Source organism: Dyella sp. SYSU CM1112 (genome assembly GCF_058216415.1).
In genome coordinates, this window is record NZ_JBZEGI010000001.1 from 191,591 (window position 1) to 217,209 (window position 25,619).

A 25,619-nucleotide genomic window follows, 5' to 3' on the forward strand; every position below is an offset into this window, starting at 1 on the left:
CCTCCCTTGGGCAGGGAGCCTGCGAGTCAGATTGCCGCGCCTTTCCCCGGCTTGCCATCCGGCAACGCTACTGACAGTTCCAGTACTTCGTGCCCGCTGTCACGCTCGACATTGATGTTGATCGCCTCGATGTCGACGTTGACGTATTTCTTGATGACCTCAAGCAATTCATTGCGCAGTAATGGCAAGTAGTCCGGCGCCCCACGCGTGGAGCGTTCCTGGGCCACGATGATGCGCAAGCGCTCTTTCGCGACAACCGCGGTGGGCTCGGGCTTGCGCTTGAGAAAGTCGAGGATACCCATGCGGTCAGCCTCCGAATACGCGCTGAAAGAAGCCCTTCTTGGGTGCATCGAGGAAACGCATAGGGCGATTCTCGCCAAGAATGCGGGCTACTGTGTCGCGATAGGCCTGTCCGGCGAGGGAGTTTTCATCCAGGATCACCGGTACGCCTGCATTGGATGCAGCCAACACGTTTTCCGATTCCGGAATCACGCCGACGACGTTGATGCCGAGGATTTCTTCCACGTCTTTCACGCTGAGCATTTCGCCCTGTTCGACTCGCGAAGGGTTGTAGCGTGTCAGTAGCAGATGTTGGGTGACGGTCCCGTCGCCCCGTTCGGCGCGGCGCGTCTTGCTGGCCAGCAGGCCCAGGATGCGATCAGAGTCGCGTACTGAGGATACTTCCGGATTTACGACGACGACGGCGTGGTCGGCGAAGTACATCGCCAGGTGCGCGCCCTTTTCGATCCCGGCTGGCGAATCGCAGACGACGTATTCGAAATCATCCTTCGCCAGATCATCGAGCACTTTTTCCACGCCTTCCTGCGTCAGCGCATCCTTATCGCGCGTCTGACTGGCGGCGAGTACGTAAAGATTATCGTAGCGCTTGTCCTTGATCAGGGCTTGCTTGATCCCGGCCTCACCGTGGATCACGTTGACGAAGTCGTACACGACGCGCCGTTCGCAGCCCATGATCAGATCCAGGTTGCGCAAGCCAACGTCAAAGTCGATCACTGCTACTTTCTTGCCGGCCATCGCCAAACCCGTGGCAAGTGAAGCGCTGGTTGTGGTCTTGCCCACGCCGCCCTTGCCGGACGTTACAACGATAATCTCAGCACTCAAGGCTCATCTCCCGCATGTGTTCTTGTAATAGTGTTTATTTCAAAGGTGCAATCAACAGCTTTTCGCCTTCGAGCCAGCATTGCACAGACTGACCTTCCAGGTCTTTGGGTATCTGCTCGAACACACGATAGTGTCCGGCGATGGCGACCAGCTCTGCGCGAAAATCCGAAACAAAGATGCGTGCTTTCGTATCCCCTTGGGCGCCGGCCATGGCGCGGCCTTTCAGCCCGCCGTAGACGTGGATGCTGCCATCGGCGATGACTTCGGCACCGTTGGCAATGGTGCCAGTCACGACCAGATCCCGATCACGGGCGTAAATCTGCTGACCCGAGCGGACCGCACCATCATGCCGTTGCGCACCGACGGCGCCGGCGGGGGGCGACAACACCGGTTCGCGCTCGGGCATGGGTGCTGGCACCGCTGTTGCGGCGGGGGCGGATGGTGCCACGCTGTGGCTGCCCTCGGCGGGTTCATAGGCGGCACGGAACTTGGCGATGAGGGGAAGCCCCATGCGCTGGGCCAGGGCCTCGGTAGCAGGGGTGCCATAGGCCAGCCCCACCGGAAGCATGCCGGCGCTGCGTACCGCTTCCAACAGGGCGTCAACCGTTCCGTCATCAGGCAAGTTGGGGAGGTGGCTAAGGTCGAGGACTACCGCCGCACGTGAAAACAGCTGCGGTGCCGAACGCACGCGGCGTTCGAGTTCTTCGCACAGGGCCGCCGCGTCGGGGCGTCGTACACGTACACAGGCAATGCCGACCTGCCCAAAACGCAGATCGCAGGCATCTGATGTTTCCATTTTTGCATTCATGAGCGCCGCTCTCCGGCGAGGCGGCGCGCTCTGGAGTCTTGATTGGCTAAAGGAAGACCGCGGCCCGCCAGCCAGGGAAGGTCGGGTAGGCCGCTGTGTTCCAGGTAGGTATCCCGGACAAAGGCGTAACTGGGTAGGTCCTTGGCGAGCAGACTGACCTGGGGTCCCTCCTCGCCCATGCGCTGCTGGCCTACTTCCTGGAAACCGTAGGTGCCATGGAAGAGCACCACTACGTCGTCACAGGGTTCCAGGAATACCTCGCACGTCAACAGCGGCACGCGCACTTCCGCGAAGCTGTTCACGTCGCAATAGAAAATGCGGCCCAAGCCGTGGCGACGGTAGGCGTTGGCAATCACGATCCGGTCGATGTAGACGAACGAGGGATAGTGCTCGCTGAACCACTGGTAATTAGGGCTGGCGTAATCCCTGCCGTCGCGCAGGGCGATCAGGAAGCCAGCGAGATGTCCGTCGATTTCCGCCACGCGGAAGTAATCCGCGTGCTCATAGAAATAGCGCAACTGCGCGGCATCCAGGACCAGAATGGAGCGACCGGCGGTATTGTTGAGCGCCAGTACGGCATCCAGGTCGTGCTCGCACACGTCGCGGATGGCAAGGGCCATTCGTTGCTCCGCAGTAAGTGGTGGCTAGTCAAGACCGACTGACGGCCCAGCTCAAGCCGCATTATGGCATGCGACACTGGACGGTACATCCTGTGCTGCCGCATGAAGACGCATGTAAAAGCTTCGTAAAACGCAAGGTGCGGGATAGTGGAGTCCGCGCGAAAGCTCATGGTGAGTCGGGTGGTTTGCCAGCGACTCTTCTTCCGGCGACCGCATGACTTCCCGCGCATTACACCACCAGGGCACGGGCCTATGATGCGAGGCATGGCGATGACTAACTTCAACCATAAACGGCTGTTGCGCATTACCGGCTTGTTCGCCTACCTGTGCGACGGCACGCCCTTGTTTACCGGCTGGGCGACCGAACGGCTGGATTTGCTGCATCGCCCCAATTTCGCGCTGCTGATTTGCACGCTGTTCTATCTGATCTTTGGCGTGATGTATCTGCTGATCACGAATAACCTCGGGTCACGGACACATGTCGTTGCGCGGCTGTTCGGCTTGTTGTTGATGACTGCCGCCGCATTGGTGGTGGGGTGGTACACCCACAGCGGCTTATCGGCCATTTTGCTGGTCGTGGTATCGGTCATCCTGCCATGGGTGGTTCCCTTCTGGATCGGGGTGGCTTGGACTGTGCTGCAGATTTTATGTCTGGCCGCGCTGTTTTCGACGTTTTCCGAACTCAAGTACAGCATCGTGCTGGCCTTGCTTCAGTCCAGCATCTATACCGCTTACTCGCTGCTTGCGTTTGTGGTGTCGACCGTGGCCAGCCAACAAGCGGATGAACGCGAAGCGCAGCGTCGCCTCAATTCCGAGTTGCGCGCCACCCGGGCATTGCTTGCCGAATCTACCCGCATTGCGGAGCGCATGCGCATCGCACGCGAACTGCATGACCTGATCGGTCACCATCTCACGGCGTTGAGTCTTAACCTCGAAGTCGCCAGCCATTTGAGCAACGAGGCTGCCGCCATGCACGTGCGGAAAGCACAGAGCACGGCGCGTCTATTGTTGGCGGATGTGCGCGAGGCGGTGAGCGAGCTGCGCCAGGACGATGCCATCGACCTCACTCAGGCGCTGCAGAGCCTTATCGACGGTGTTCCCAGTCTGCATGTGCATGTAGCGGTCCCTCCGCGCTTCAGCGTCGAGGATCCGCGTCGAGCGCAGGTGCTGTTGCGTTGCGTGCAAGAGATCATCACCAACACGGCCCGCCACGCAGGGGCTCGCAACCTCTGGCTTACCTTTGCTTACGAAGATGAAACGTTGCTTAGCCTGAGCGCCCGCGACGACGGCCGCGGCACCGTTGCCATCATGCCTGGCAATGGCCTGTCGGGTATGCGCGAACGTTTGGCGGAGTTCGGCGGCAGCGTATCGATGGAGAGTGGGACGGGGCAGGGTTTTGCTCTCAGCATCCGTCTTCCCTTGGGTACCCCTTCCGTGTTGGCACATACGCCATCACGTTTCGAGCCACCTGCGTTGAGCCTTACTTGATGAATTGCAAGAATGCTAAACGTACGCATGTGGTTTGCTGTAGCTACCTATGTTGCGAGGATCCACGATGATTTCCGTTTGTCTTGTCGACGACCAGAACCTGGTTCGCCAGGGCGTGCGTTCCCTGCTTGATCTGGCCGAGGACATCCGTGTCGTGGCTGAATGCGCGGACGGTGTACAGGCCGTGCAGGACATCCCGCGTATCAAGCCGGACGTCGTGCTACTCGACCTGCGCATGCCCAATATGAGCGGCTTGGAAGTGTTACAGGCCCTTTCGGCGCGCAACGAGCTGCCACCTACGATCATTCTCACCACCTTTGACGATGATCAGCTGGTGTTGCAGGGGTTGAAAGCGGGTGCGCGGGGATACCTGTTGAAGGATGTATCGCTGGAACAACTGGTGGAGGCCGTACGCACCGTTGCCAATGGTGGTTCGCTGGTTGCGCCGATGGTGACGCAGCGTCTGCTGGCCGGCGTCGGCCGTATCCACAACCAGTTCACCAGCCTGGAGCAGCCGGACCCGCTGACCGAGCGAGAAACTGAAATCCTGCGCCTGCTGTCCGGTGGCTACAGTAATAAGGAAATCGCCAATTCGCTCAAGGTCGCGGAAGGCACCGTAAAGAATCACGTGTCCAACATTCTCTCCAAGCTCGGCGTGCGTGATCGCACGCGGGCCGTGTTGAAGGCGCTTGAGTTGGGGATCGTTTGACCGATGCCCGGCGAACCCATGCCATAGGCAGGGTGAGTTGCGTGCGTGGGTACCATGGACTTGGACGCTGGCGCTGAATGGGTCAGCTCGGCATGGCCGGGACCAGGTCCCTATTTTTTGGCTCTTTTCCCCTAACAAATTTGGCCACGTGGCGCGTGATGGCATTGCTGCGAAGCAGCGTAGGAATAAGGCCCGCCATCCCGTAGCGTTCCTGCGCGTGAGCAAGTACCATCGGCAGCTTAGGCGCCGGCCGACCCCCCGTCCTGATGCGGTTTCCCTCGAGGGAAGTGCGATCGTGGCGGTTCCGTTCCGACTTGCGCTTTTCCACCGCACTAGAGAGACGTCTCGGAGAAACCTGGAATGACGCGTGTTCTGGAATTCATCGTTGCCCTGATCATCGTCGCCGTTGTTGGCGTCGTGGTGGGCGTTATCATGCCCGGCAGCGGCCACATTGAGCGGTCACTGGTGGTCAGCAAAGACCTTCGCCAGGTTTACGACGTGCTGGCTAATTTCCGCACCTTCCCTGATTACGGCGTGCTGCGCGCGTACGATCCGAAGACCAAGTACACCCTCTCGGGCAATGCCTATGGTCCCGGAGCTGAAATCAGCTGGAGCGGCGAGGACGAGAAGGTGGGCGACGGCAAGTTGACCATTGCCAGTGTCCAGCCGGAGTTCAACAAGATCGATACGACGGTCAACGACGCCGAGATCATCTGGAACCTGGACAATGCATGGCGCGGTAGCGACAAGCATTTCACCCTGGATCTGTTGCGCCAAGGCAACACCGGCAAGCTGACCAAGATCACGTGGTCGTATGACGTGAGCTATGGCTTCAACCTGATTGACCGTTATTCCAATCTATACATTCATGGCCAGCCGGATGCCTTCATCCAGTACAGCCTGAATAACCTGCAGAACGTGCTGGCGTCGGTACCCAATGTCGACTACAGCGGATTGGATCCGTACATCGTGCAGACCAAGCAGACCCCCGTGCTGATCGTCTCCACATCCATGAATCGCAAGGATGGCCTGGATGGTTTGAACGAAGCCACCGATACGGCCATCAAGCAAATCAACGATGCGGCCAAGAAGCTCGGCGTGAACGTGACCGGGCCGCGCGTCATCTTCACCACCAATTATGGTGATCAGACCTACACCTTCGATGTGGCCGAACCGATCGATTCCGCCAATCTCACGGTTGCGGGTCAGAGCTACCCGCTGACTCCTGCGACGCCTCCCTCGCTTGCCGATCAGGCCGCCGCTCCGGCTTCGAGCAGTACGGCCGCCGCACCGGCCGACGCCAATAACAATGGCCTGCAGCCGGGCAGCAAGGATCGCTACGGTCGTCTGGTCATCGACAACAATGTCCGCGCCACCCTGGCATTTGGTGGTCCGGCCCTGGAAGCTCCTTGGAACGGCACTGCTGCCGGTGTACCGCAGACGCGCGATATGCTGAAGGCTTATGCGCAGACACATGGCTACAAGTACGACGAAGTCACCCATCGCCTGTACGACATCCTGGCGCAGCCGGAAGTGAAGGACGCCAGCGGCAATATCCAGACTTATGCGCAGTACGACGTCTATCTGCCGATCACGGATTCACCGGATGGCGGCACGCTGCCGCAGCAGACGCCGGAACAGCAGGCAGGCATCAAGCAGCCGGGCGTCATCAATGGCAACGGTCAGCCTGCCTCCAGCAGCAGTGCTCCCGCACCGGCCAGCACCAGCGCGGCGCCTGCCGCCCAGTAAGTACCAGCGGCATGTTGTTCGAAAAGCCCTCCCGACCGGAGGGCTTTTTCATTTGTGCTCCGCACACGATGGTGCTCGACGAACTTTGTGGCCTGCTTGCGGTACATTGCACTGCGGTTCCCTTCGCGAGCGGACATGATCGAGACCGACAAGCTCACCAAGCGTTATGGCCATCTAACGGCGGTGGATGCACTCAGCATTTACGCCGAACCCGGACAAGTACTCGGCCTGCTAGGACCCAACGGAGCGGGCAAGACCACGGCCATACGCATGATCGCCGGCTTTCTCGCGCCTACCTCGGGCACAGCGCGAGTCTGCGGTCATGATGTGATCAAGGAACCGCTCAAAGCCAAGCGCGCGCTCGGTTATCTGCCGGAAGGGGCGCCCAGCTATGGCGAAATGACCGTGCGCGAGTTTCTGGTCTTCATCATGCGTATGCGTGGGCTGCGTGCTGATGTGGGCCGGCGCCGCTTCGACGAGGTGGTCAACTACTTGCAGCTCGAAGATGCGCTGAATGTCAGCGTGGATACGCTGTCCAAGGGACTGCGTAGGCGTGTCGGGCTTGCGCAAGCCATCCTGCATGATCCACCGGTGCTGATGCTTGACGAACCCACCGATGGCCTCGATCCCAACCAGAAACATACTGTTCGGCAGTTGATCGACGCCATGGCACGCGAACGGACCATCCTGATCTCTACCCACTTACTGGAAGAAGTGCATGCCCTGTGCAACCGGGTCGTGATCATTGCAGGCGGTCGGTTGCGCGCCGATGCCACTCCGGCGGAACTGGAAGCGCGTTCGCGGTATCACGGTGCAGTGTCGTTCAGTGCGGCGGGCAGCGGCATATCGCAAGAAATGCTTGGACGCTTGCCGCAAGTCGCAGGCATCGAAGTGGATCCACTGGACGGCCGCGTTACCGTTTTTCCAAAACCCGGTGCACGGATTCTGGAGCCGGTTGAGTCGCTGCTGCGCGAACAGGGATTGGAGGTCTCCGAAATCCAGCTTGAGCGTGGACGCCTGGATGAAGTGTTTCGGCAAATCACGCTAGGTGCAGAAATGGAGGCTCGCTCATGAGTCCCGCGATGGCCATCATGCGTCGCGAGCTGCGCAGCTATTTCGTCACGCCAGTGGCGTATGTATTTCTGGTGATCTTCCTCGTGCTCTCGGGCATTCTGACGTTTTACGCCGGGGATTTTTACGAGCGAGGCATTGCCGATCTGCAACCATTCTTCGTCATGCATCCGTGGCTTTATCTGATACTCGTTCCTGCCGTATCGATGCGCTTGTGGGCGGAAGAAGCAAAATCGGGAACCATGGAACTGTTACTCACGCTGCCTACCACGCTTTGGCAGGCGATGCTGGGCAAATTCCTCGCTGCATGGTTCTTCGTGGGACTGGCACTGCTGCTGACCTTCCCGATCTGGATTACCGTCAATTATTTAGGGTCGCCGGACAATGGCATCATCATCGCCGGTTATCTCGGGAGCTGGCTGATGGCGGGTGCATTTCTCGCGATCGGTGCATGCCTGTCCACCGTGACGAGCAGCCAGGTCGTTGCCTTCATCTTGACCGCAGTCGTGTGCGTGCTATTGATTCTTGCAGGGCAGCCCGAAGTCGTCGATTTCTTTCAGGGAACGCTGCCGCGCAAGCTGGTCAATGCCATCGCGCATCTATCGATGCTACGTCATTACGAAGCGATCGCGCGCGGTGTGCTGGACATGCGCGACTTGCTGTACTTCGTTCTCACCATCGCGGCGTGGCTGACAGCAGGCGTGCTGGTCCTCGATCTGAAACGGAGCCGCTGAGATGGCACGCATCACGTTGCGCAGGCGGACTCTTTTGATCAGCTTGCTGATTGCCGTCATTCTTTCCTATTGCGGCCTCGCCCTGGTGGCCAGCCGCTGGCTGGCGCCCGAACGATTCGACCTCACGACGGACGGCCTTTACACCCTCTCGTCGGGTACCCGGCAGATCATTGACAGTGTAAGGCGGCCACTGTGGTTGACGCTGTATTTCTCCCAGCACGCTACGAAAGATCTCCCACAGGTGAGCAGCTACGAGCAGCGTGTTGCCGAGATGCTGCAGGAGATGGTGGCTCGCTCACACGGGCGCATCCGTTTGCAAATTGTCGATCCGGTGCCTTATTCCGACGATGAGGCTAGTGCTGAAGGCAACGGCTTGACTCCTGTTAACGGTGGCAGCAACGGCGAACGCATATTCTTTGGTCTTGTCGGCACTACACGGCCGCCCAATGCAGATACGGCTGATGCGGAAACGGAAAATCCTAAGCACCCACATGGCAAGACGATCAACCGCACGCTAGCCATACCCTTTTTTGATCCAGGCAGGGAGGCTTTTCTGGAGTACGACATCGCCAAGCTGTTGTATCAGCTAAGCGAGCCAGAAAAGCCGCGCATCGGCGTGATTTCGGATCTGCCAATCATGGGCGATCCGCTGCAAGGCACACCGCCGTGGGCCGTCATGAGCCAGTTGCAACAATTGTTCGACGTGGAAATGATTAATGCCAACAAGCTCAATCATATCAATAAGAATATCCACGTCCTCTTGTTGATCCATCCCAAGAACCTGCCGGTCAGCGCGCAATATGCGATTGACCAATACGTGCTCGGAGGGGGGCACCTGGCGGTCTTCGTCGATCCTTTCTCGGAATCGGATCCTGCTCCGCTGGTAGACGATGCAACCAGCGCCACCAACAACCACAGTTCCAATTTGCCGCGCCTCTTTGCGGATTGGGGCGTTTCCTTCAATCCGGATCAAGTCGTACTTGATCGTTCACGTGCACTGCAGATCGAATTGGCCGGCGCCAACCTTGCGCATCCTGGCATGCTCGGTCTAGGTGCGGCTGAGCTCAATCGCGATGACGTGATTACTGCCAGTTTGCAACGCGTGTATGTCTCTTCAGCGGGGCATTTCGACCTGTTGCCCAACGCGAACACACGGCTGATACCTCTGATGCAGAGCAGTGCGGACGCCGAAGTAGTGCCTACCCAGCGGGTGATCGAGGCGAGCGGCAATCCGTCTAGCTTGCTGGACGGATACCAGCCGCAAAATCAGAACTATGTCATTGCCGCCAGGGTGCGGGGCACTTTCAATAGTGCTTTTCCGGAATACGCCAAGAAGCCTGGCCACTTGGCTACCTCGCCGCCGAATACGGAGGTGATTGTGGTGGCCGATACCGATTTGTTGACCGATCGGCTATGGGGGGAAAAGCAGACTTCTTTCCTGGGGCAACCCATGTTTAGCGCCTTCGCCAACAACGGTGACTTCATCAACAACCTGGTGGATAACTTGAGCGGTTCCTCGGCCTTGCTTTCCATTCGAGGACGCTCCAGTTCGCAGCGTCCCTTCACACGTGTGCAGGCCCTGCGGCGCGTGGCCGATCGAAAGTTTCTCCAGAAAGAACGGGAATTGGAGAACGAGCTGGCCGATACCAAGCAGCGGCTCGACGAACTTCAGCCCGCCAAAGGAGCGCGCGACAACTCGACCAGCGTTGAACAGAAGCAGGAGATCGAACAGTTCCTGCAGCGTGAGCTGGCGATCAGCAAGGAGCTACGCGAGGTTCAGCATCAGCTCAATACGGAGATTGATGCCCTGGGTACACGGCTGAAAGTGCTGAATATCGTGCTACTGCCGGTGTTGATCACCCTGGCCGGCTTGATCTATGGATGGCGTCGCACGCGACGCAATCGGCGTCAGCGAGCGTAATAAGTAAGGGGGTGGCTGCGGCAAGCTGGCGCTGCCGGTTTGCGCTACGCTGATTTAAGCTGAGGTACTACCGTCGGGGTGGGTTTGAGCCTGATGATCGCCATCTTGTTGAAGTGGTTCATTCCCTGGGAATTTTCATGGGTGTTCCTCGCGAGCTTCCTGGCTGCATGCGTGCTGTATTGGCGCGGCTGTCGCGCGCTGTCAGTAAGTATGGGGCGGAAGATCGCGTTCTGGTCAGGCATGGCGATCACCTACCTGAGCCTGCATACCTATTTTGATTTCTACGCCGAGCATGAGTTTTTCATGCATCGCTTGCAGCAATTGCTGCTGCACCATCTCGCCCCACTGATCATCATGGCGTCCTATCCTGGATCGGTATTGCGGGCAGGGATGCCGTTGAAGTGGCGTGCGCGCTTCCTGCGGCCGGTATCCCGCATGTGGCCGTGGCGCCTATTAAGCGCCGTATTGTTGAACCCGGCCGTCGCTACCGTGCTATTCGTCGTATTCATCCTGATCTGGCTGGTCCCCACCATGCAGACGATGGCCATGCTTGACTGGCGCATCTATCGATTCATGAATTGGTCGATGATCGTCAGTGGCTTTATTTATTGGTGGCTGGTGCTGGATCACCGGCCCAGGCCGCCCGGGCGCATGGTGCCCGGTGTGAGAGTGCTGTCGCCGGGCATCACCATGACACCTCAGATTCTCGCGGGCGCCATCATCACCTTCTCCAAGGCCGACCTCTATCCCATCTTTGAAATCTGCGGGCGGGCCTTCAACATCAATGTTTTCACAGGGCAGTTGATCGGGGGCATCATCATTTGGGTGCCTGCAGCCATGATCGAAACTGCCGGTGGTCTGCTTGCCATGCGCCAATGGCTACGGTTGTCGCGCAGCGGGCGAATCCGTCGTGAGTCGCGTGCTGCGCAGACGCTACCCACTGCTGCGGCAGCGGGTAGCGCAGGCCGTTAATTCAAAGCACTGGTGCGAGATCGCGCGCGGTGAAATGGGCTTCCGAAGGGTAGCCGAAGGCGTTATTGATATACGAGACGCCATCCAGTGTGATGCGTCGATTGACGTGGCTATGCCCGTATACATGAATATGCGATCCCCATCGCCGCAGCTCCGTTTCAAGGCGTTCCGTACCTAGAACGGGATAGACCTTTCGATGTTTGTCGGGAATGCGGTCCGGCATGAGATCGATCCGCGGAAGGAAGTGTGAAAACGTGATGATCGTACGCGGGCTTGCCAGGTCCAGCGATGAAGGCTCGGGGTTGCGGCTGATGAAAAAGTGCGTAAGTGCCGCATCATCGTAGTCGGGCCAACGGCAGGCGCGGTAATCCGCCCACGCGGTTCTGAGATACGCATCAGCCGGGCCGAAGGAATAGTCGTACCAGCCAAGCAGCGGCACGATAACGATATCGTCGTGGCGGAAGAGATCCGTGTGCACACCGTGATCTTTCGCCGTACCGAGCACCTTTTCGAATTTCTCAAAAGAGTCGGCAACAGGCTCGCGTGTGGCCCACAGGTCGTGGTTGCCTGGCACATATAAGACCACTGCAAAGCGCTTTGCGAGGGCTTCAAACGCATGTTCGAGCAACACTAATCGATCCGAAATGTCGCCGGCGAGGATCAATGCATCATCGTTGTATTCCTGCAACGGCAATTGCTGAAGCCACTCGCGGTTGGGCGCGTAGTCCAGGTGCAGGTCGGAAACTGCGAAAACACGCACGTTCGTGTTTGCCTCATGGCATCGCCGCTTTCTGAAGAGTAGCTGGAAACGGCGGCGCGGGGGTGGGAGCTACGCAAGTATTCGGGTGAGATACCACGAAGCTGCCTGGATTTAGTCGGAGGCGTTCGCCGGACGCGCCGTGAAGGAGACGGGCAGATGACTGCCGTCGGCAAAGTCCAGAGTGACATCGATCGTGTCGCCGGGCTTCAGCGGGCGTGTGGCTCCCTGGAGCATCAGATGATATCCCGCAGGAGCCAAGGCGACTTTAGCGTGGGGGGGAATGGAAAGGCGCTGCAGTGGCGCCATGCTGCTCATGCCATTCGCGCTTAAGGTCGTCTGGTGCAGCATGGCCGTCTTATAAGCTGGACTATGTGCGGAAACGATGACTGAGACAGCGGGACCGTTATTGCGCAGGGTCACATAACCACCGGCCGGTAGGTCGCCAGGCAGCAGACGAACCCAGGCATGCGATGCGCTGATGTGGCTTGCTTGGGCAGCTTGCGTTGCGAGTGGAACCCAGGTCACCAACAAGGCAAGTAAAGCATAGCGCTTCATGTCTAGGCTCCTTGGCTCAGCAGAAGGCGCAGATCATGGATCAATTTATCCTGAGTGTCCGCAGGCGTAGCCAACAGGCGTGCCTTGCCCGTGGTGTCAAAGATGTAAATACCGGAACTGTGGCTGACGTCATAACCGCCGCTGGATTTGTCTGGCTCGCGGGTGAAAGCGGCACGGTAGCGTTTGGTAAGTGCCTCGATGTCAGCTGGGGAGCCCGTCAGGCCAATAACATGAGAATCGAAGGCAGTGACATATCCGTGCAAGACCTCCGGGGTATCGCGGGCAGGATCCACGGTCACAAAAAGGATACGTACACCATCGGCCAATTTCCCTAAATGTTGCATCACCACATGCAGGTGCGCGAGCGTCAGCGGACAGACATCCGGGCAGTGGGTGTAACCGAAGTAGAGCAGCACTACCTTGCCACGGTAATTGGCGGCGGTAACCGTCTGGCCGTGATCATCCGTAAGCTGAAACGAAAGATCAGGCATGTGGCCGGAGATATCGTCCAATTGCCAGGGAGGCGCTTCGTCCCGGTGGCACGCGACAAGTAACAGGCAGATCAATAAAAGTGCCGGCAGAAGGCAAAGGCGAACGCAGCGCAGCAGCTTCATGCAAAAATTCCGACTGGTGGAACCTGATCAGCATACGACAGGCAGAACCTTTCCATCCTCCTTTTGTTCCCGGAAATGATGTTCATGCGACAACTTGCCCAAATGCGTGAAGGCTTACTGGTTGGCATGGCTGGGGCCAGTGCGGTACTACTGGGAGCCTTTGGCGCTCATGCATTGAGAGGGATGCTCGATACGGCGCACTACGAACTGTGGCACACCGCCGTGCAATATCATTTCTGGCATGCCTTGGCGCTGGCTATCGTCGCCATGTCTGGTCCAGGCAAGGCACGGCGAGTTGCCTCGCTGTCCTTTGCACTAGGAATTTTGCTGTTTAGCGGCAGCTTGTACGCGCTGGCACTGGGAGCGCCGCGATGGATTGGCATTGCAACGCCTTTTGGAGGCATGGTCTTCATCATCGGATGGGTTGCCATGGGAGTGGCGGTTCGGGCGTGTGCAAAGTGATATTGAGAGGATTTAACTGGATTGGCTGTCTGGCAAGGTTTTACCTGCGCGGTTTTAACCTGCCGTTTTCGTGCAGTGTTTTGCGCAGTACACATTCGATGCCGAGCTCGTAGGTGGCACTGAAAAATGCCGAGAGCTGTCATCGCCTGTATCGAGCACAATATGCTCGGTATCGAAGTGAGCGGTGACCTACGCGTATCGTACGAACACGCGCGCTTTGTTGAACTGCCGTCAATCTGCAATGCGGCATTCAGCGTGGACGTACAATGCGGGTTTTACCGGAGGCAACGATGAAACCGTTCGGCACCCCCTATTCGGAACATGCTCTCAAGGTGCTGCTGCTGGGAGCCGGAGAACTTGGCAAGGAGGTCGCCATCGAGCTTCAGCGTTATGCTGTGGAAGTGGTAGCGGTAGATCGCTATGAGCATGCGCCGGCGATGCAGGTTGCTCATCGTAGCCATGTTATCGATATGTTGGATGGGAATGCACTGCGCAGCCTGATTGAGCAGGAAAGGCCCGACCTGGTCGTGCCGGAAATCGAAGCCATCCATACGCCTACGCTGATGCAGCTGGAGGAGGCGGGTCTGAAGGTGATTCCCACCGCCCGAGCGGCATGGCTGACGATGAATCGAGAGGGCATTCGCCGTCTTGCGGCTGAAGAGCTGGGGCTTCCTACGTCGCCCTACCGTTTTTGCGACAGCGAGGCCGAGTATCGGGAAGCTGTCGCGGCGGTCGGTTATCCGTTCGTGATCAAACCGGTAATGAGTTCCTCCGGCAAGGGTCAAAGTATCGTGCGTGATCCGGCGGATCTAGAAAAAGCTTGGCATTACGCCCAATCGGGTGGGCGCGCCGGCAAGGGAAGGGTGATCGTTGAAGGATTTATTCCTTTCGACTACGAAATCACCCTGCTCACGGTACGGCATCGGGATGGCACCTGCTTCTGTGCGCCGATCGGCCATCGTCAGGAAGATGGGGATTATCGCGAGTCGTGGCAACCGCAACCGATGAGTGAGGTAGCTCGCTGCGAAGCGCAGCGACAGGCTGAAGCCATCACTGGTGCGCTGGGTGGCTGGGGTGTTTTCGGTGTTGAGTTTTTCGTCAGGGGCGATGATGTCATTTTCTCGGAGGTCAGCCCCCGCCCTCACGATACGGGCCTGGTTACGCTGATTTCCCAGGATCTATCGGAATTTGCGCTGCACGCACGTGCCATTCTGGGGCTGCCGATCCCGATGATCCGCCAGCTTGGCCCGTCTGCTTCGTGCGCCGTGCTGGTCGAAGGGGAAGGAAGGGCGCCGCGTTATGACGGTATAGCCGATGCGCTCAGGGAACCGGACACTCAGCTGCGCATCTTCGGCAAGCCGGAAGTGAAGGGACGTCGTCGCATGGCAGTCACGCTGGCGCGCGATAACGATATTGTTGCGGCGAAAGCCAAGGCGATCCGGGCGGCAAGAGCCATTCGTACTGAATTGTAGAATCGGATAGCCCTCTTTCTGCTGAGGTTAACTAATCCACACGATGGAGAACGAGGATGGAATCAATGGGCTTTGCGCATTGGCTGATCGTACTGGTGGAGACCTTCGCATTGCTGTTCGTCATGCTGATGGTGGCCGTGGTCCTGATCGTACTGGTGGTATGGGTCCTTGACCGCAATCAGACGCATAATTCGGTATTGCGCAATTATCCGGTGATCGGACATTTCCGTTATTGGTTTTTGCATCTGGGCGAATTTTTTCGCCAATACCTATATTCCAGTGACCGCGAAGAATTGCCATTCAATCGCGCACAGCGTATGTGGGTGTACCGAGCAGCGAAGAATTCGGAAAACACCAACGCATTCGGATCCACACGCGACCTACGCGGCGAAGGTGTTCCCTTTTTTGTTAATGCACCGTTCCCTGCGTTAGGCGATCGGCATCTCAAGCCCAAGCCGGTGCGTATCGGCCCGTATGCGCGTGAGCCGTACGATCACGCCGCTTTTTTTAATATTTCTGCGATGAGCTTCGGTGCGTTATCTGCACCGGCGGTACGTGCGTTGTCGATCGGCGCCGCGAAAGCAGGCATCTGGATGGATACAGGGGAGGGCGGTCTCGCGCCATATCACCTTGAGGGTGGTTGTGACATCGTCTTCGAGATCGGCACCGCCAAATACGGAGTGCGTACACCGGATGGAAAGCTGGATGATCAAAAGCTCTTGGCCATCTGCGCGCACAAGCAGGTGAAGATGGTAAGTATCAAGTTGGGTCAAGGAGCCAAGCCCGGTATGGGCGGTCTGCTCCCTGCCGTCAAGGTGACGCCGGAAATTGCGGAAATTCGTGGCATTCCGGTAGGGCAGGATTCGCAGAGTCCCAACCGTCACCTGGATATCGGCAATGTGTCGGAGCTGATGGATGCGCTCCAGCATATTCGGCGCCTTACCGGCAAACCGACTGGCTTCAAGGCCGTGTTTGGCGGTATGGAGTGGATTGACGATCTGTGCGACGAAATAAGTCGGCGAGGTATCGAAAGCGCGCCGGATTTCATCATTGTGGATGGTTCAGAAGGCGGTACCGGGGCTGCCCCGCAAACGTTGATGGAAGGCGTCGGCTTGCCATTGCACGAAGCGCTGCCGGCGCTGGTGAACACCTTGATCCAGCGAGGCATGCGCGATCGAGTCAAAGTCATTTGCTCCGGAAAATGCATCACTGCCTACGATGTGGCGTGGGCATTGTCGATGGGGGCGGATTTTGTCAACTCCGCGCGCGGTTTCATGCTGGCACTGGGGTGCATCCAGTCCTTGCAATGCAACCGCAATACCTGTCCTACGGGGATCACCACCCAGAATCCGCGGCTGCAACGTGGTTTGGTGGTCATGGACAAAAGCGAGCGGGTGGCGCACTACGCCAGGAATGTCATGCAAGAGGTTGGCATCATTGCCCATAGTTGCGGTGTGGACGATCCCCGTGAATTGGATCGCACGCATTGCCGAGTGGTCGGGGATGACGGGGTCTCCGTACCTCTGATCAAGCTGTTTCCATATCCGCAGGCGTCCACGCAAAAGGCAAGCGGTGCCTCAGAGTCGTCGGTCTTGCCTTAGCTCGGTCCAGCCTTCGGCCGTGCGCACTTGCAAAGGCTGGAAGCGCCGCTTGTAGTCCATTTTCGGGTGCCCTTCGATCCAGAAGCCAAGGTACACCCAGGGGATACCTCGGCGCTTCGCCAGTTCGATTTGCTGCAGAATGGCAAAAGTGCCCAGGCCGCGTTCCTTTTCGTTGGGATCGTAGAACGTATAAACGGCTGAAATGCCGGTCATGCATACATCCGTGACGGCGACGCCGAGCAACCGCTCGCCCAATTGCATCTCCAGGAATACCGTGGGGCTCCACGGAGCGGTCAGAAAACGGCGAAAGTCACTGGCTTCGGCTTCATCCATGCCGCCGCCAGGATGGCGTGTGCGCAGATAGCGCGAGTACAGCGCATGACGTTCGCTGTTGTACCCAGCCATGCGCTCGCTCACCATGAGATCCGCATTGCGTTTCAGGCAACGGCGTTGCGAGCGATCGGGCTTGAAGTTCGCTACGTCAATCCGGCACGGGGTACAGGCATGGCAATTCGGGCAGTGCGGAAAATAGAGATGCCCGCCAGCGCGACGAAACCCATGATCCAGCGCAGCCCCATACAGCCGATCCAGCTGGGGCGCGGCGGGGTCGATCACCAGATTCTGCGCGGTACGCCCAGGGTAATAACCGCAGGCATGCGGCAGCGTCTGGAATAGGCGGACGTGGTCAGAGCGCATGGGATGATTCTATGTCCGCTGCGCCCCGCTGTGGCAAGCGGCTTGTTCTTGCGGCTAGAGCACGTGCAGATAATGCAATGCCAGCACCACGAAGACACCCAGGATAGCGAGCAGCACGATGCGCCGGGCTCTCGCGACGGTATGTTCACGGCGGCTATAGATCGCCGTGACGGGGTCGCGCTGGGCCTTCAGCTCCTCCCCGTAGCGAACTTCCGGCGCAATCCCCAGTTGGCGCAGCAGCTCGCGCGCCTTGGTGTAATCGTCAGCCCGGCTGACCCAGACCTGAGGCCAGTTGTCCCGCTTTTCAGTGCGTTGTGAGTAGCTGAAGCGCTGGTAGCTGGGGCGATTCCAGTTGGATCGATTGGTGACGGTGGTTTCGACGCCGTTTTCGGCCATCAGCGCGACAACGCGATCGATATTTTCTTGACGGGGAGAGGTATAGAGCAGGCGCATGGCAAAAGTTTAGAGCCTATTCGTCGCGCAGCCGAATCAGGCCTTCTTGCGCGGTCGACGCCACCAATCGGCCGTCGCGGCTGAAGATCTGTCCACGGGCCAGCCCGCGCGAGCCTTGGGCGGTGGGACTGTCGCACGAGTAAAGCAACCACTCATCCACCCGGAACGGCCGGTGGAACCACAGGGCATGGTCGAGACTGGCCATCTGGATGTTATGCGTGAGGTACGAAATACCGTGAGGGAGAGTGGCTGTGCCGATCAGGTGAAAATCCGAGGCATAAGCCAGCAAGGCCCGATGCAGGATAACGGAGTCGTTGACCGGTGAAGACAACCGGAACCAGATGTGTTGAATGGGCGGCCGCTTGGCGGGATGGAGTTCGTCGCGGGGCCATACCTGCCGAAACTCGAATGGACCGTCGCTGCCGAGCCAGCGCTGCAATTTCACGGGCAAGCGGGCTAGCTCTTCAGGCGGCACCCGATGCATGGGTTCCGAATCCTCCGGAGCAGGCACCTCCGGCATGCTGGATTGATGCTCGACTCCCTTTTCGGGAAGCTGGAACGAGATCGCGCCATTGAGGATGGGTTGTCCATGCTGGATCGCCACCACGCGGCGAGAAGAGAAGGAGCCGCCGTCACGTGCGCGTTCCACGCTGTAAACGATAGGTGCCTCGACATCGCCTGCGCGCAAGAAGTAAGCATGCAGCGAATGCGCCTCGCGAGAGGGATCGACCGTTTGCTGGGCCGCCGAAAGCGCTTGCCCCAGAACCTGCCCTCCAAACACGAACCGCGTGCCGATATCGCGGCTCTGGCCTCGGAAAAGGTTGTCTTCCAGCCGTTCAAGCTGGAGCAGTTCGACCAGTTCCTTGACGTGTGTATCCCGCATGCGGTTAGCCCTGACGCCTAAATGGCTTGGCATTATAGCGGGGCGAATCCCCGCGCTTAGCGGCTTTCAGGGATCCTTTGCAAACGGCTGCCCGCAAGGACCTCGGTCCACGGAAACAAGGGACCTGGATCCCGTTTGCGCGGCACTTCCTGGCCAGGGTCATTGCTGGCGGCCACACGCGCCGTATCTAGATCCTCATGGCCGGCGATCTCGTGCAAATGGGGGTATTCCCGCTGCAATTGTGCCAACAGTGCCCGCAGCGAAACGATCTGCGCAGCAGTGTAGGGTTCGGCCATGATCTGGTTCCGCGAGTCGAACCAGTGCGGGTAGCGGCCCTTGTTGACCAGTTCGATACCGATCGACTGCGGGTTATAGCCACGTACGTGATGGGCTACCCGGGTGCCTGGTGCATAGCGATACACCGCGCCGTCGCGATCGATGTAGTAGTGGCCGCTATTCCCGGTGCCATCTTGATACAACACTTTTTCACCGTATTCGCGTGCCGTGGCCAGATCAGGCAGCTCAGTGCAGTGAATCACGACCAGGGTGACCGCGTTGGCTGACCGTTCCGGCAGCTGGGCGACGTAGGGCAATGGCTGGTCTCGGACGGTCAACATAGGCGCAGCGGCGGTTGTGCTCAGATGAATGAATGGATTATGCGGGAAAGCAACCGGCGAGACCGGATAAGAGAGGCAACAGGCCCGCGGTGCATTGTTCCCCCATAGTTATGCGTCTATGCGATGCCCGGCGGGCTATCATGCGCCTCCCCTGAACGTCCATGGAGGTTGCCATGCCGGGACACGTCATACTTTCTCATGGTTCGGATGCTGGTCCGGATGCCACCAAGGTAAGCGCGCTCGCGGCGGTGGCTGAATCGATGGGGTGGACGACCGAACGTCCGGATTACCGCGATGACGACAAGCTGGGCTATGCCGGTTCCGTTGCGCCGAGGGTGGCGCGTTTGCACCGGTACATGGGCACCTGCGGAACACCTCCCGTCTTGGTCGGTTCCAGCATGGGCGCTTTCGTTTCGGGGCTGGCGTCGCTGGAGCTTCCTGTGGCGGGCTTGTTCCTGATGGCTACGCCGGCAATGATTCCCGGCAACGACATCGCGTTCGACGTGCGCATGGATGTGCCTACCCTGTTGGTTCATGGCTGGCGCGACGAAGTCTGCTCGCTCGACGAAATCTATGAATTCGCCGGACGCCGTCAGTTGCCGCTCTTGATCGTGGATGATGACCATCGGCTGGGCACGCAGCTCGAGACTCTGCGCCGACAATTCGGTTTTTTCCTGGAACAACTGGCGTCACGCTCTTGAGCCATTTTTTTGCAACGTGCCCCAAGGGTCTGGAATATCTGTTACGGGACGAGTTGATCGCCCTGGGCGGAGAGGACGTGCACGAGGCGCTAGCCGGTGTGCGTTTCTCCGGCGATCTGCAAACGGCGTATCGCGCTTGTCTCTGGTCTCGTCTGGCCAGTCGCGTTCTTTTGCCGATCGCTGAATTTGATGCGGCGTCCGACGAAGCGCTGTATGCAGGGGTGCAGTCTGTCGATTGGACGGGGCATCTTGCTCTGCATGCCACATTGGCGGTGGATGCCAATACGGCGCAGAGCAAGCTTTCGCATAGTCAATTTCTGGCGCAGCGAGTCAAGGACGCCATCGTCGATCAGTTCCGGCAGCGTGGCCTGGAGCGCCCTGACGTCGATACGGAAGAGCCTGACGTACGTGTCAACCTACGCTTGCGCCGTGATCGCGCCACGGTATCGATTGATCTCTCCGGAGCGCCATTGCATCGTCGAGGCTGGCGTCAAAGCCAAGGCGATGCGCCTCTCAAGGAAAATCTCGCCGCGGCCATGTTGTTGCGCGCGGGTTGGCCTGACGTATACGCGCAAGGCGGAGCATTGCTTGATCCCATGTGCGGATCGGGCACGTTGCTGGTCGAGGGCGCATTGATGGTCGCGGACGTCGCACCGGGCCTGCGCCGTTCCTATTATGGATTTTTGGGCTGGAAGCAACACGATATCGCGCTTTGGCGCGGCTTGCTGGATGAGGCAAACCAACGTGCCGAGGCGGGCCTGCCCGAGTTGCGCAGTTGCTTCTTCGGTTCCGACGCGGATCCGCGCATGGTGCAAATGGCGAAGCGCAATGCACAGGAAGCTGGCATCGCGGGTTTTATGCGGCTCGATCGCCATGATATGCAACATGTGCGACCACCCCCAGGGATCACGAAGGGGCTGGTGATCACCAATCCACCGTATGGGGAACGGTTGGGCGATCGTGAAAGCATGCCGAAGCTTTATCGTGCATTGGGCCAGACGCTGCGTGAGTACTTCACGGGTTGGCGTGCGGCGGTGCTTGCAGGCGATGCCGAACTCGGTCGTGCCATGACGCTGCGCGCTGAAAAAAAATATGTGCTTTTCAATGGTGCGCTGGAAACGGTGCTGTTGATTTTTGAGCTCTATCCGCACGACGACACACCGCGCGAGCTTGCGCCGCTTTCGTCCGGTGCGCAGATGCTCAAGAATCGTTTGGAAAAGAATGTCAGGCATTTGCGCAAGCGGTTGGAGCGGGAAGGCATCCACGCATGGCGGACATACGATCAGGACCTGCCGGAATATGCCGCCGCAATCGACGTATATGTGACTATTTCAGGTATCCCGCATTTGCACATCCAGGAATATCGCGCGCCTGCGGATGTGCCTGCCGAATTGGCGCGCACTCGCTTGCGAGAGGTAGCCCGTGTTGCGGGTGATGTCTTCGAAACACCGCGCGCGCGCATTGCCATCAAGACGCGCGAGCGTGGCAAGGGCGGTGCCAAGTACGGGCAATTCGATCAGCGTGGGGAATTTATCGAAGTAGCAGAGAATGGCTTGAAATTTCTGGTGAATCTCTACGATTACCTGGATACCGGACTGTTCCTCGACCATCGTCTCGTCCGCGCGAAAGTGCGTGAGCTGGTGCGTGGCAAGCGCTTCCTCAATCTCTTCGCTTACACCGCCACCGCCAGTGTGTACGCCGCCGCAGGCGGCGCGTACGACACCACCAGTGTTGATTTATCGTCTACCTACCTCGCATGGGCATCGCGCAATCTCGCGCTCAACGGATTCACCGGAGAGAAGCATCGCCTCGTGCAGTCCGATGCCGCGAGTTTTCTCAAGCATACGAACGAGCGGTTTGGGTTGATTTATGTCGATCCTCCGACTTTTTCCAACTCCAAGCGTGCGGAGGACTTCGACGTACAACGCGATCATGTCGAACTTTTGTTGGCGTGTGCTGATCGATTGACCCATGATGGCATCATTCTATTTTCCAACAACTTCCGTCGCTTCTCGCTTGATAGCGAAGCGTTGGAGTCGCGCTTGAGCATCGAGCATTGGGGAGCGGGCAGCATCCCGTTCGATTTTTCGCGCCGCGCAAATATTCACGATTGTTGGCTGCTGCGTCTGCGTACGACCGAAGGGGGCGCAAATCCTTGGGATCGTGCTCGTATCAAAAAATGAAACCCTTCAGTACAGATTAAGCGCCTCAGGACCACCATTTATCCCGTATTGACGGAGGTGTGTCATGTTCAAACGCAGTGTCGGCAAATTCGCTGCCGTCGGCTTGGCGCTCGCTATGGCCGCGGCGGTTCCGGTCGGCGCGTCAGCTCATCCGTGGGGTGGCCCAGGATGGCATGGCGGTTGGCACGGTGGTTATTACCGTGGCGGCGGTTGTTGCTACCGCGGCGGCTATTGGAGCGGCGGTCGCTGGATTGCCGGTGCAATCGTCGGCGGAGCCGTGGCAGGTCTCGTAGCAGGTGCGGTGGCTGGGCCACCGGTTTACTACGCACCGCCGCCCACAGTGGTGTATACGCCGGGAACGGTGGTTTATCAGGCCGCACCGCCACCGGTAGTTACCACGACAGTGGTGACGTCGGACCCCTACCAGACGCGTTATATCGGTCCGGCTTATTGATCTTTGTTTGATGGTATCTATTCAATGCAAAAGAGCCCGGCATGTCGCCGGGCTTTTTTTTGTGCTGTGGGTCACGGTGAGGGGCCAGGTTGTTGCGTCCTTATGCTGCTGTGCTTGGCCTTGGCCCGGTATTGGTTGAAAGTGGCTTCGTCGATCAGGCTGAGAGATTGGATGGCACAACCTGGTTGAGACTGCGCTCGGACTTTTTCACCGGGACCACCGCAAATGCGAACTGGTGTTATGGCTTTATCGGCTTGGCTGGGAACGAATATCAAGCCGCGATTGCCTATTCCCAGCCTGGGACAGGCTGCCTGAAGTTTGATCAGATACCGTTGGTAAGGCCCAGTACGCACAATGGCAGTACGTGGATCGATAACATGCCATTCGTTGATTTGGTCAATACGAATGCAATCTTGGTAAGGCAATGTAGTCCACACAGGACTTGATTGCGCTAGCGCCGATCCCATAGAAGTCACGAGCGTAAGGGCCAGCAGTACGGAAATGACGGTCTTCATGGAAGTCACCTCGATGCTGTGTTGGAGAGTGGCGATGACCTTGGCACCATTACGGCCATATCCCTGCCATGCCCGGATCACATAATATGAACAATGCTTGCGGCATGGTGAAGGTTATGATTGTCCAGTGGTCCGAGCTTCACAAGGTGTCTCGCAGCAAGTCATGATTACAGGGTTCGTACCATGAATGTACCTGCATTCGCTGCTGACACCGAGGAGAGCCTCGCCCGGTATATGCGGGTTCGCCGGCAAACCTTGGCGCTATGCGCGGGATTGAGCGGTGAAGATCTGCAAGTGCAATCGATGCCGGATGCCAGTCCCGGTAAATGGCACCTGGCGCACACGACATGGTTTTTCGAGCAATTCGTGCTGGGAAACAATCCCGCCTATCAGCCGCGTCATCCCGAATGGCATTACCTGTTCAATTCCTACTACGAATCGGTGGGCCCAATGCATGCGCGTCCTCAGCGCGGCGTGCTTTCGCGCCCCTCGTTGGATGACATCCGTGATTATCGTGCTCGTGTCGATGAAGCGGTGGGCGAACTTGTAGCGCGTGGCATCGATGCATCGCTGGCGGCGAGGATCGAGCTTGGCTTGCATCACGAGCAGCAGCATCAGGAATTATTGCTGACCGACATCAAGCATGCACTCTGGTGCAACCCGCTGAAACCTTCGTACCACGAAGTTCCCATGCTCGAGCAGCGTACGGCGGGTTCGATGCGTTTTCTTCCAGGTCGGCAAGGGCCCGTGGATGTGGGACATGAGGAAGGCGGTGGATTTGCCTATGACAATGAAACACCACGGCATACGACGTGGCTGTCAGCCCATGCCTTGGCCAATCGTCTTGTGACCAATGGCGAATACCTGGCCTTTGTGCGCGATGGTGGCTATCGGGAAGCAGGCTTATGGTTGTCCGATGGTTGGGCGCTGGTGCAACGAGAAGATTGGCGGCGCCCCTTGTATTGGCAAGAAGACCTGTCCAGCGAATTTACCCTGGCCGGGGTCCGTCCCCTGGATCCGCAAGCACCGGTTTGTCACATCAGCTATTTCGAAGCGGATGCTTTTGCGCGCTGGGCCGGTGCACGCCTGCCAACGGAAGCAGAATGGGAGGACGCCGCTGGGCCGTCACCCATCCGCGGTAATTTCCAGGAAAATCATCGTTTTCATCCGATGGCAGCGCCGTTTGGAGATGGGCTGCTGCAAATGTATGGCGACGTCTGGGAATGGACTGCTTCACCCTACGTCAGCTACCCGAGTTTCAAACCTTTGCCTGGCGCATTGGGTGAATACAACGGTAAATTTATGAACGGGCAATGGGTATTGCGCGGTGGCTCATGTGCGACGCCACGCGATCACATCCGTGCCAGTTACCGCAATTTTTTTCCGCCCCATGCCCGCTGGCAGTTTGCAGGCATCCGATTGGGACAGGACCGATGAATGTGCAAGCTTATGCCGTACGCGATGACGAACAACGCCCACCGGATAACGTGCTGCTGCAAGTGGTACAACGAGGTCTGCGCGCACAACCTAAACATCTGCCGTCCTGGCTGTTCTATGACGAACAGGGTTCAGCTCTGTTCGAGCAGATCTGCGAGCAGCCGGAGTATTACCTGACCCGCGCAGAGATTGCGCTACTCCATATGCAGGCAGGCGATATCGCTGCTGTGCTGGGGCCGGATGTCCGTCTCGTCGAATATGGCAGTGGCCATGCGATCAAGACGCGCCTGCTGCTCGAACACCTCGCAACGCCGGTCGCGTGGGTGCCGATTGAGTTGTCAATGGAACCCCTGCGTCTCGGCATGTCGAAAATGGCCGAACTTTTCCCGCAGCTGCCCATTCAGCCTTTGGCTGTCGATTTCACTCGCCCCTTGCGATTGCCGGTTCCGCCCCGTGCTCCGCGCCGCACCGTGCTCTATTTCCCCGGATCCACGATCGGTAACTTCGAGGATCGGGAAGCCGCACAGCTGTTGCGCAAGATGCGTAGTGAGATGGGGGACAACGGGGGCATTCTCGTAGGCGCGGATATCAAGAAGGATCGGGCGGCCATGGAGGCTGCTTACAACGATCGCGCCGGTATCACCTCGGCATTTACGCTCAACATGCTCACGCGATTGAATCGGGAGTTGGGGTGCAATTTCGAACTCCATGCGTTTCGTCATCGCGCACGCTACAACGCTATGGCCGGGCGCATTGAGACCCACATCATCAGCACGCGGGAACAGCAGATACGAGTAGGACGCCAGGACGTCACGTTCCATGAGGACGAGGCCATGCTGGTGGAATACAGCTGCAAATACTCGTTGGAGGATTTCGCCCAACTGGCAGCTACCGCTGGCCTCGCCGTTCAGCACGTTTGGCTGGATCCGGACGGGATGTTCAGCCTGCAATACCTCACCCGGGCAGGCGCGCTATAGGAAGCTGTTTTTCGCGCGATCAAAGCCGACGTTCATGCGCCGGCT

27 protein-coding genes are annotated in these 25,619 nt (G+C 58.4%); 15 read left to right on the forward strand and 12 right to left on the reverse strand.

The features are described from left to right. Positions 1–26: 26 nt before the first annotated feature. From minE to AC4HNJ_RS01030, 4 genes are read right to left on the reverse strand one after another with little or no spacing between them, the layout of a single operon-like run. Positions 27–302 (reverse strand): cell division topological specificity factor MinE, encoded by a 276-nt coding sequence (gene minE, locus AC4HNJ_RS01015; protein ID WP_490477663.1) that lies wholly within the window; start codon positions 300–302, stop codon positions 27–29. 4 nt (positions 303–306) lie between these two features. Further along, a complete protein-coding gene (gene minD, locus AC4HNJ_RS01020; protein WP_490477664.1) occupies positions 307–1,122 on the reverse strand; it encodes a septum site-determining protein MinD in 816 nt (271 codons plus the stop codon). A 34-nt stretch (positions 1,123–1,156) separates the two neighbouring features. Further along, positions 1,157–1,930 (reverse strand): septum site-determining protein MinC, encoded by a 774-nt coding sequence (minC, locus tag AC4HNJ_RS01025; RefSeq protein WP_490477665.1) that lies wholly within the window; start codon positions 1,928–1,930, stop codon positions 1,157–1,159. Further along, positions 1,927–2,550: a GNAT family N-acetyltransferase gene (locus tag AC4HNJ_RS01030; RefSeq protein ID WP_490477666.1), complete on the reverse strand. Its 624-nt coding sequence runs from the start codon at positions 2,548–2,550 to the stop codon at positions 1,927–1,929. The genes minC and AC4HNJ_RS01030 overlap by 4 nt, the downstream gene beginning before the upstream one ends. A 264-nt stretch (positions 2,551–2,814) precedes the next feature. On the opposite strand from AC4HNJ_RS01030, the gene AC4HNJ_RS01035 reads away from it, so the two are divergent. The 7 genes from AC4HNJ_RS01035 to AC4HNJ_RS01065 all read left to right on the forward strand — a co-directional run bounded on the left by AC4HNJ_RS01035 (position 2,815) and on the right by AC4HNJ_RS01065 (position 11,194). Then, the gene (locus tag AC4HNJ_RS01035; protein ID WP_490477667.1) at positions 2,815–4,038 is read left to right on the forward strand and encodes a sensor histidine kinase; all 1,224 of its coding nucleotides are present in this window, start codon (positions 2,815–2,817) and stop codon (positions 4,036–4,038) included. Positions 4,039–4,105: 67 nt separating this feature from the next. Continuing rightward, positions 4,106–4,747 carry a response regulator gene (locus tag AC4HNJ_RS01040; protein ID WP_126683082.1) on the forward strand — a complete coding sequence of 214 codons (642 nt, stop codon included), beginning with the start codon at positions 4,106–4,108 and terminating at the stop codon, positions 4,745–4,747. Positions 4,748–5,107: 360 nt separating this feature from the next. Beyond that, positions 5,108–6,496 carry an SRPBCC family protein gene (locus AC4HNJ_RS01045; protein WP_490477668.1) on the forward strand — a complete coding sequence of 463 codons (1,389 nt, stop codon included), beginning with the start codon at positions 5,108–5,110 and terminating at the stop codon, positions 6,494–6,496. Positions 6,497–6,631: 135 nt separating this feature from the next. Continuing rightward, a complete protein-coding gene (locus tag AC4HNJ_RS01050) occupies positions 6,632–7,570 on the forward strand; it encodes an ATP-binding cassette domain-containing protein (RefSeq protein ID WP_490477669.1) in 939 nt (312 codons plus the stop codon). Continuing rightward, positions 7,567–8,301, forward strand: a complete 735-nt coding sequence (locus tag AC4HNJ_RS01055; protein WP_490477670.1) for an ABC transporter permease subunit — start codon at positions 7,567–7,569, stop codon at positions 8,299–8,301. Before AC4HNJ_RS01050 ends, AC4HNJ_RS01055 begins: the two co-directional genes overlap by 4 nt. Before the next feature lies 1 nt (position 8,302). Then, positions 8,303–10,222, forward strand: coding sequence for a GldG family protein (locus AC4HNJ_RS01060; RefSeq protein WP_490477671.1), 1,920 nt, complete (start codon positions 8,303–8,305; stop codon positions 10,220–10,222). A gap of 93 nt (positions 10,223–10,315) precedes the next feature. After that, on the forward strand, positions 10,316–11,194 hold the full coding sequence (locus AC4HNJ_RS01065) for a cytochrome c oxidase assembly protein (protein WP_490477672.1): 879 nt from the start codon (positions 10,316–10,318) through the stop codon (positions 11,192–11,194). 1 nt (position 11,195) lies between these two features. Here AC4HNJ_RS01065 and AC4HNJ_RS01070 read toward each other — a convergent pair whose 3' ends face one another. The 3 genes from AC4HNJ_RS01070 to AC4HNJ_RS01080 form a co-directional block, all read right to left on the reverse strand. Beyond that, positions 11,196–11,954, reverse strand: coding sequence for a metallophosphoesterase (locus AC4HNJ_RS01070; protein ID WP_490477673.1), 759 nt, complete (start codon positions 11,952–11,954; stop codon positions 11,196–11,198). Between the two features lie 111 nt (positions 11,955–12,065). Beyond that, the gene (locus AC4HNJ_RS01075) at positions 12,066–12,509 is read right to left on the reverse strand and encodes a copper chaperone PCu(A)C (RefSeq protein WP_490477674.1); all 444 of its coding nucleotides are present in this window, start codon (positions 12,507–12,509) and stop codon (positions 12,066–12,068) included. Positions 12,510–12,511: 2 nt separating this feature from the next. Then, positions 12,512–13,123 carry an SCO family protein gene (locus AC4HNJ_RS01080; RefSeq protein WP_490477675.1) on the reverse strand — a complete coding sequence of 204 codons (612 nt, stop codon included), beginning with the start codon at positions 13,121–13,123 and terminating at the stop codon, positions 12,512–12,514. Between the two features lie 84 nt (positions 13,124–13,207). On the opposite strand from AC4HNJ_RS01080, the gene AC4HNJ_RS01085 reads away from it, so the two are divergent. The 3 genes from AC4HNJ_RS01085 to AC4HNJ_RS01095 all read left to right on the forward strand — a co-directional run bounded on the left by AC4HNJ_RS01085 (position 13,208) and on the right by AC4HNJ_RS01095 (position 16,658). Beyond that, positions 13,208–13,585 (forward strand): DUF423 domain-containing protein, encoded by a 378-nt coding sequence (locus tag AC4HNJ_RS01085; RefSeq protein WP_490477676.1) that lies wholly within the window; start codon positions 13,208–13,210, stop codon positions 13,583–13,585. 290 nt (positions 13,586–13,875) lie between these two features. After that, positions 13,876–15,057, forward strand: a complete 1,182-nt coding sequence (purT, locus tag AC4HNJ_RS01090) for a formate-dependent phosphoribosylglycinamide formyltransferase (protein WP_490477677.1) — start codon at positions 13,876–13,878, stop codon at positions 15,055–15,057. Positions 15,058–15,113: 56 nt separating this feature from the next. Further along, on the forward strand, positions 15,114–16,658 hold the full coding sequence (locus AC4HNJ_RS01095) for an FMN-binding glutamate synthase family protein (RefSeq protein ID WP_490477678.1): 1,545 nt from the start codon (positions 15,114–15,116) through the stop codon (positions 16,656–16,658). Here the strand turns inward: AC4HNJ_RS01095 and AC4HNJ_RS01100 are convergent. Genes AC4HNJ_RS01100 through AC4HNJ_RS01115 form a run of 4 tightly spaced genes read right to left on the reverse strand, consistent with a single transcriptional unit; the run spans position 16,635 to position 19,307 of the window. Beyond that, complete coding sequence (locus AC4HNJ_RS01100; protein ID WP_490477679.1) at positions 16,635–17,354, reverse strand: arginyltransferase; 720 nt, start codon at positions 17,352–17,354, stop codon at positions 16,635–16,637. The genes AC4HNJ_RS01095 and AC4HNJ_RS01100 overlap by 24 nt on opposite strands. A 54-nt stretch (positions 17,355–17,408) precedes the next feature. After that, a complete protein-coding gene (locus AC4HNJ_RS01105) occupies positions 17,409–17,807 on the reverse strand; it encodes a hypothetical protein (protein ID WP_490477680.1) in 399 nt (132 codons plus the stop codon). A gap of 16 nt (positions 17,808–17,823) precedes the next feature. After that, positions 17,824–18,690 (reverse strand): acyl-CoA thioesterase II, encoded by an 867-nt coding sequence (gene tesB, locus AC4HNJ_RS01110; protein ID WP_490477681.1) that lies wholly within the window; start codon positions 18,688–18,690, stop codon positions 17,824–17,826. A gap of 56 nt (positions 18,691–18,746) precedes the next feature. After that, entirely contained in the window at positions 18,747–19,307 is a 561-nt protein-coding gene (locus tag AC4HNJ_RS01115; RefSeq protein ID WP_490477682.1) for an N-acetylmuramoyl-L-alanine amidase, read from the reverse strand. 173 nt (positions 19,308–19,480) lie between these two features. On the opposite strand from AC4HNJ_RS01115, the gene AC4HNJ_RS01120 reads away from it, so the two are divergent. The 3 genes from AC4HNJ_RS01120 (at position 19,481) to AC4HNJ_RS01130 (ending at position 22,645) form a co-directional block, all read left to right on the forward strand. Beyond that, entirely contained in the window at positions 19,481–20,008 is a 528-nt protein-coding gene (locus AC4HNJ_RS01120) for an alpha/beta fold hydrolase (RefSeq protein WP_490477683.1), read from the forward strand. Next, positions 20,005–22,191: a bifunctional 23S rRNA (guanine(2069)-N(7))-methyltransferase RlmK/23S rRNA (guanine(2445)-N(2))-methyltransferase RlmL gene (gene rlmKL, locus AC4HNJ_RS01125; RefSeq protein ID WP_490477684.1), complete on the forward strand. Its 2,187-nt coding sequence runs from the start codon at positions 20,005–20,007 to the stop codon at positions 22,189–22,191. The genes AC4HNJ_RS01120 and rlmKL overlap by 4 nt, the downstream gene beginning before the upstream one ends. A gap of 64 nt (positions 22,192–22,255) precedes the next feature. After that, positions 22,256–22,645, forward strand: coding sequence for a hypothetical protein (locus AC4HNJ_RS01130; RefSeq protein WP_490477685.1), 390 nt, complete (start codon positions 22,256–22,258; stop codon positions 22,643–22,645). A 71-nt stretch (positions 22,646–22,716) separates the two neighbouring features. On the opposite strand, the gene AC4HNJ_RS01135 is transcribed toward AC4HNJ_RS01130, so the two are convergent. Further along, positions 22,717–23,160: a DUF6491 family protein gene (locus AC4HNJ_RS01135; RefSeq protein WP_490477686.1), complete on the reverse strand. Its 444-nt coding sequence runs from the start codon at positions 23,158–23,160 to the stop codon at positions 22,717–22,719. Between the two features lie 183 nt (positions 23,161–23,343). On the opposite strand from AC4HNJ_RS01135, the gene egtB reads away from it, so the two are divergent. Next, on the forward strand, positions 23,344–24,597 hold the full coding sequence (egtB, locus tag AC4HNJ_RS01140) for an ergothioneine biosynthesis protein EgtB (protein WP_490477687.1): 1,254 nt from the start codon (positions 23,344–23,346) through the stop codon (positions 24,595–24,597). After that, entirely contained in the window at positions 24,594–25,574 is a 981-nt protein-coding gene (gene egtD / locus AC4HNJ_RS01145; protein ID WP_490477688.1) for an L-histidine N(alpha)-methyltransferase, read from the forward strand. Before egtB ends, egtD begins: the two co-directional genes overlap by 4 nt. Positions 25,575–25,619 lie beyond the last annotated feature (45 nt).

What these genes read in the sequence shown, in the direction of transcription:
- minE (WP_490477663.1), bottom strand. Translation starts at nt 302, where the DNA reads ATGGGTATCCTCGACTTTCTCAAGCGCAAGCCCGAGCCCACCGCGGTT.
- minC (WP_490477665.1), bottom strand. Translation starts at nt 1,930, where the DNA reads ATGAATGCAAAAATGGAAACATCAGATGCCTGCGATCTGCGTTTTGGG.
- AC4HNJ_RS01030 (WP_490477666.1), bottom strand. Translation starts at nt 2,550, where the DNA reads ATGGCCCTTGCCATCCGCGACGTGTGCGAGCACGACCTGGATGCCGTA.
- AC4HNJ_RS01035 (WP_490477667.1), top strand. Translation starts at nt 2,815, where the DNA reads ATGGCGATGACTAACTTCAACCATAAACGGCTGTTGCGCATTACCGGC.
- AC4HNJ_RS01040 (WP_126683082.1), top strand. Translation starts at nt 4,106, where the DNA reads ATGATTTCCGTTTGTCTTGTCGACGACCAGAACCTGGTTCGCCAGGGC.
- AC4HNJ_RS01045 (WP_490477668.1), top strand. Translation starts at nt 5,108, where the DNA reads ATGACGCGTGTTCTGGAATTCATCGTTGCCCTGATCATCGTCGCCGTT.
- AC4HNJ_RS01050 (WP_490477669.1), top strand. Translation starts at nt 6,632, where the DNA reads ATGATCGAGACCGACAAGCTCACCAAGCGTTATGGCCATCTAACGGCG.
- AC4HNJ_RS01055 (WP_490477670.1), top strand. Translation starts at nt 7,567, where the DNA reads ATGAGTCCCGCGATGGCCATCATGCGTCGCGAGCTGCGCAGCTATTTC.
- AC4HNJ_RS01060 (WP_490477671.1), top strand. Translation starts at nt 8,303, where the DNA reads ATGGCACGCATCACGTTGCGCAGGCGGACTCTTTTGATCAGCTTGCTG.
- AC4HNJ_RS01065 (WP_490477672.1), top strand. Translation starts at nt 10,316, where the DNA reads ATGATCGCCATCTTGTTGAAGTGGTTCATTCCCTGGGAATTTTCATGG.
- AC4HNJ_RS01075 (WP_490477674.1), bottom strand. Translation starts at nt 12,509, where the DNA reads ATGAAGCGCTATGCTTTACTTGCCTTGTTGGTGACCTGGGTTCCACTC.
- AC4HNJ_RS01080 (WP_490477675.1), bottom strand. Translation starts at nt 13,123, where the DNA reads ATGAAGCTGCTGCGCTGCGTTCGCCTTTGCCTTCTGCCGGCACTTTTA.
- AC4HNJ_RS01085 (WP_490477676.1), top strand. Translation starts at nt 13,208, where the DNA reads ATGCGACAACTTGCCCAAATGCGTGAAGGCTTACTGGTTGGCATGGCT.
- purT (WP_490477677.1), top strand. Translation starts at nt 13,876, where the DNA reads ATGAAACCGTTCGGCACCCCCTATTCGGAACATGCTCTCAAGGTGCTG.
- AC4HNJ_RS01095 (WP_490477678.1), top strand. Translation starts at nt 15,114, where the DNA reads ATGGAATCAATGGGCTTTGCGCATTGGCTGATCGTACTGGTGGAGACC.
- AC4HNJ_RS01100 (WP_490477679.1), bottom strand. Translation starts at nt 17,354, where the DNA reads ATGCGCTCTGACCACGTCCGCCTATTCCAGACGCTGCCGCATGCCTGC.
- AC4HNJ_RS01105 (WP_490477680.1), bottom strand. Translation starts at nt 17,807, where the DNA reads ATGCGCCTGCTCTATACCTCTCCCCGTCAAGAAAATATCGATCGCGTT.
- tesB (WP_490477681.1), bottom strand. Translation starts at nt 18,690, where the DNA reads ATGCGGGATACACACGTCAAGGAACTGGTCGAACTGCTCCAGCTTGAA.
- AC4HNJ_RS01115 (WP_490477682.1), bottom strand. Translation starts at nt 19,307, where the DNA reads ATGTTGACCGTCCGAGACCAGCCATTGCCCTACGTCGCCCAGCTGCCG.
- AC4HNJ_RS01120 (WP_490477683.1), top strand. Translation starts at nt 19,481, where the DNA reads ATGCCGGGACACGTCATACTTTCTCATGGTTCGGATGCTGGTCCGGAT.
- AC4HNJ_RS01130 (WP_490477685.1), top strand. Translation starts at nt 22,256, where the DNA reads ATGTTCAAACGCAGTGTCGGCAAATTCGCTGCCGTCGGCTTGGCGCTC.
- AC4HNJ_RS01135 (WP_490477686.1), bottom strand. Translation starts at nt 23,160, where the DNA reads ATGAAGACCGTCATTTCCGTACTGCTGGCCCTTACGCTCGTGACTTCT.
- egtB (WP_490477687.1), top strand. Translation starts at nt 23,344, where the DNA reads ATGAATGTACCTGCATTCGCTGCTGACACCGAGGAGAGCCTCGCCCGG.
- egtD (WP_490477688.1), top strand. Translation starts at nt 24,594, where the DNA reads ATGAATGTGCAAGCTTATGCCGTACGCGATGACGAACAACGCCCACCG.